The sequence below is a fragment of the Corynebacterium sp. 1103A genome (assembly GCF_055700955.1).
The window spans coordinates 1-4,400 of record NZ_JASTTF010000025.1 but is presented as its reverse complement, the minus strand read 5'-3'; the positions used below and the strand labels follow the sequence as shown (position 1 = coordinate 4,400).

General features: G+C 49.5%; 6 protein-coding genes. All 6 read left to right on the top strand.

Going from position 1 to position 4,400, the window contains the following annotated elements:
* A partial coding sequence (locus QQS52_RS11395; protein WP_472773947.1) for an LGFP repeat-containing protein occupies positions 1 to 1,638 on the top strand: 1,638 nt, incomplete at its 5' end.
* Positions 1,623 to 2,075: a hypothetical protein gene (locus tag QQS52_RS11390; RefSeq protein WP_035104384.1), complete on the top strand. Its 453-nt coding sequence runs from the start codon at positions 1,623 to 1,625 to the stop codon at positions 2,073 to 2,075. The genes QQS52_RS11395 and QQS52_RS11390, both read left to right, overlap by 16 nt.
* A gap of 275 nt (positions 2,076 to 2,350) precedes the next feature.
* The gene (locus QQS52_RS11385) at positions 2,351 to 2,971 is read left to right on the top strand and encodes a recombinase family protein (RefSeq protein ID WP_472773946.1); all 621 of its coding nucleotides are present in this window, start codon (positions 2,351 to 2,353) and stop codon (positions 2,969 to 2,971) included.
* 180 nt (positions 2,972 to 3,151) lie between these two features.
* The gene (locus QQS52_RS11380) at positions 3,152 to 3,361 is read left to right on the top strand and encodes a hypothetical protein (RefSeq protein WP_049063700.1); all 210 of its coding nucleotides are present in this window, start codon (positions 3,152 to 3,154) and stop codon (positions 3,359 to 3,361) included.
* Positions 3,361 to 3,741: a hypothetical protein gene (locus QQS52_RS11375; RefSeq protein ID WP_005532314.1), complete on the top strand. Its 381-nt coding sequence runs from the start codon at positions 3,361 to 3,363 to the stop codon at positions 3,739 to 3,741. Before QQS52_RS11380 ends, QQS52_RS11375 begins: the two co-directional genes overlap by 1 nt.
* 182 nt (positions 3,742 to 3,923) lie before the next feature.
* The gene (locus QQS52_RS11370; protein ID WP_472773945.1) at positions 3,924 to 4,310 is read left to right on the top strand and encodes a hypothetical protein; all 387 of its coding nucleotides are present in this window, start codon (positions 3,924 to 3,926) and stop codon (positions 4,308 to 4,310) included.
* The last annotated feature ends 90 nt before the right edge of the window (positions 4,311 to 4,400 follow it).

The following is a 4,400-nucleotide window of genomic DNA, read 5'->3' as shown; positions in this document are numbered from 1 at the left end:
AAAGCTCTCTCACGCAAACTCCTTGCTTTCGTCTCAGCAAGCTTATTAATCAGTACCACTCCCGGCACTGCAGTCGCACAATCATCTTTTTCTGATTCATTATCATCATCAGTGTCACAGGGTGCTTTTCCTGCTGATTCTAGTGAAAATTCCGTAGAGGAAATCGACAGTAAAGAAACGTCAGATGAGTACCCCACTCCAGTATTGCCAGAGTGGGCTAAGGGGGCCTCGTCTGAAACTGTAGAGACTGAACTTTCACCAGAAGAGGTCTCCGAGTGGATTCCGACGAAGTCTCCTAAATCTACTGTACGCCCTGGAGAGATGCGTAGCGATAGGGAAGAAATACCGGGTGATTTCACCAAAGAAGAGGCGGATCTTGCAGAAACAAAAGAAGCACAGCTGCAAGAAGAAGATAATCCGACCCTAAATTCTGCCCCAGGTTGCAAAGTTTACTGGCCTTCTCCTTTTGAAGTATGCGGTGCAATCCGGGAACTTTATGATTCCGTTGGCGGACCGAAAAGCTTTCTAACGTTTCCTAAAAGCAACGAGCTAACGAATCCTGACGGTATTGGTAAAAGGTCCGAATTCGTCAACGGGTTTATCTATTGGCATCCAAAGACAGGTGCTCATACTGTTAGCATTCCTGCAACCGTCGTGTGGGCAAAGCATGGTTGGGAACGCGGGCACTTCGGGTACCCAATGACCAATGATATCGCTCTCGGAGATAGCTGGTATAAGCAGAAATACCAAGGTGGCTACATCTACACACGAAACTCCATTCCTGCAGTACAAGCAGGAATTCAGGGGCGAATCTATGACAAATGGCAGGACATGGGAGCCCAAAAGAGTACCTTAGGTTTCCCTATCAGCAGCGAAGAAAAAACACCTGACGGGATTGGGCGATACAACCTTTTCCAAAAAGGAATTATGGTTTGGCACCCCAAATTCGGCGCTCACGCTATAACAGGCGATGTACTACTGCAGTGGGTGTATGCAGAAGCAATCGGAGAAGATCAGGGGTATCCCACCGGAGATCCACAAGATTTTCAAGAGGGGTGGAAGCAGCAGTCCTTTGAAAAAGGAAAAATTTATGGTTTCCAGCTAGAAAAGTTTTTCCCAGAGTACCTCCCTGGGGCAGGGCTCGAGCAAGATACACCTACCCTACAAGGCAGCGGACCTGCTGGAGGCAATGACTACACCGATGAACTTCTTCTGGAGACTAGGGATATGTGTGGTGAGCCCATACTCCTGCGACGTGGATGGTTTAACACGACGGACAAATATCCATGGGGATACGACAAAATTGTTCATAAACACAACATTTGGAGTTTGTGGTCTATAAAAACCGTGCTTAATAACTCTTGTGTACGAGAGGTTCAGGGCCCTTCTATGAAATATGAAGAAGATGTTTATCAAGTCAAATGCTCTGATCCGGTAGGAGCAGTTTGCCGGCTCACTGGTGAATCTTTTACATACCGTGCGATTGTTGAGCCGAAACCTCGTGGAAACGCTTCAGAGCCACGCGGAATTACTACTATGTATCCCGTTCACAATACTGGTACTCACGGAATGAGCGACAAGGCCCCCAGCTGGTTTAGTACAGATATTCCCACTTTGGATTTATGGAAATGGCAGTAACCCCAGAGCGTCATTTTGATTTAAAGACTGCTGCATTTTGTTTGGCGGAAATCCTTAATAAGGATGCTTTGAGTGAAAATAAGTTTAGGGGTGAAGCCGCCACATCATTGCCAAGGTTCCATGGCGCCGCAGCTTGGATTAATACCTTCTTATACATTATTTTGAAAGTAGAAACACCTAACGGTACAGCCTTTGTGGGGTTTGAAGCCATCTTCCACCCTGAGGGAACTTTTCGAGAATACTCGGTTGAGTATGAAAATGTCCACGACTTATGGGCATACGAAATTGCTGGTGAACCATTTCTTAAAGAACTCGATTTTGAGGATCCAAACCGTATCACTTGGTTGAAAACAGATAGGAAAAGTTTCGTTCCTTCTACATGGAACGACTTGCTCGATTTTAATGATGCTTCGAATCAAATATGGATGCAGGATTAAAGGATTTTCCTTTTGACTATTGTCATGAAGGAACTTGACCACTTAATACGAGATGACTCGTATCCGCCATCAGGTCATCGTAAATAGCTGCTACCCGACACGGCCAGAACCGTCGACTTAATGGTCTGATTGACGGAAAACGGGCCTGACCCTTGTTTGCTGGATATCTAACATCCAGCCCGGTCAGGCCGGGAAGAATTATAAGCTACACTCTAAGCGAACAGTTTAAGAATTACATCCATCGTGTTTAACTCGCTGTTCGCTAGGGTGGGTTTATGAGTAATGAAACAGAACCGTCACTACCTCTAGACATTCCCGAACAGCCAGAGGTGGTTGCGGGCCAAAAAATTGGTTACGCGCGTGTTAGTTCCAAAGAACATAATCTCGACCGACAGTTGGCGGCGTTGAAGAAGGAAAAAGTCTTCCGCGTCTTCACCGACACGGTGAGTGGTTCGTCCACCCAGCGCCCCGGCTTAGATGGGGCGCTTAATTATCTTCGTGCCGGCGATCAACTCATTGTGGTGAGTATGGATAGGCTTGCCCGCTCGCTTATCGACCTGCACCGCCTGGTCGATGAACTCACCGAACGCGGAGTATCCGTCAAGTTCCTCAAAGAAGGACAGACCTATTCATTAGATTCCAGTCCGGTGGCCAAGCTCATGCTTGGCCTACTCGGGTCGGTGGCGGAGTTTGAGCGTTCGATTATTCGTGAGCGCCAGGCCGAAGGTATCGCGAAAGCCAAGGCGCGCGGCGTTTATAAGGGGCGTGCGAAAGTCCTCAATGAGGAACAAGTAGCGCAGGCGCGCGGGTGGGTGAGCGCTGGTATTCCGAAAGCGGAGGTTGCCCGCCGACTCGGGATTGGGCGCACCACACTGTATAAGTACCTCAACCAGTAAGGCCTGACGTAACCCGGTCTCTGTGGAGCTGTGGGAGCGCCCCTAACCAGAGCACGGGATTAGCGGCGTGTGACGGTGGGCTTGCAAGGTAGTCCCCAGTTCAATTGACGAAGGAACATAATCAAGAAAACCGTCTACCCGTGGTTGACTTGTTTAGTCTCCCGTCGGTAGACTACTGTTATGAAGCGAAACGCCGTCATCAAGAAATTGAAAGCGGAAGCCAAGCGGCGCGGTCTTGAATTTGAGGAAATCGCCCTATCGCGCCATGACGCTTATCGGGTAGGCAACACAACCCGAACCTTAGGTAGGCACCGTGAGATTGACGATGTGACAGTCAAGAAGTTTTTCGACCAATACGCCCAAGAATTAGGGAAAGGCTGGTGGAGGTAATGACCACGACATACACAGTAACCGCAGAACGCGGAACCAGCGGAGTATGGGTACTCGAATGCGCCGAACTAGGGGCAGTGTCCCAAACTAAGCGGCTGGCTAATGCTGCCGACGAGATGCGCGAAGCACTGGCCTTTCAGGCAGGCCTAGACCCAGACGAACTCAACATTGTTGTTGATGTTGTTCTCCCACCGGGCCTTGCGGAAATGAAAGCTCGCGCCGAAAAAGAACGCGAAGAAGCGGCACGACTGACCGCTGCGGCACAGGCAAGCACTCATGACCTCGCTGTTGCAATGAGAAACGCTGGAATGACCGTGCGAGATATGGGAACAGTCCTCGGAGTGTCTTACCAGCGCGCCCAAAAGCTCGCAGCATCCTAAACACTGAAAGTGAAAGTCGCCCGGCACGCGCATGATGGACACGTGTACTGGGCGATTTTTATCGGCCGGTGGACTCGTGTGCGTTAGCCGCGCGTGACGGTGGGCTGGCTGTTCCCTGCGCCCCGGAAAGGGCGATCATTAGGCTAATAGCGACTGCGGATAGCGAGCGAAAAGGTTTCTTCATGACGGCAAACTCCTTCGAGGACGGAATAGTTGAGCAGAAATTCGTTGAAGAGCTGCATTTGTACTGCTCTCAACCGGAACTTGAAAGGCTGATAAAGCGGTTTAAAAGTTCCTTCGCTCAAGAATTTCACGAATTGGATGACTTTTCTCCCGTTGCAGTGGCAACCGAAGAAGACGACTATAATCTAGCTATCGAAGCAGCAGGTAGGGGCGATTTTGAGGATCTTCGAGCTTACGTAATAAAGCAAGAGTTTGTTTTCCCTGTCCGAAAAAAGAACGAGGAAGATCTCGACAAAATCAGCAATAGGGTCTTCGGGATTGTTGGAGAAACTGTTGAGGATGTCCCCTATTTCAGCTTCCTTGACCTGGAAGGGGATCGGACCTAAGTAGCCCCAGCGATGGTCAAGTCCGAGAAAGTGGTGTATCTGTCCTTCCTGAATCAGTGGGCTAGAGCTGTGCTGGTGTCAGGGACCGGC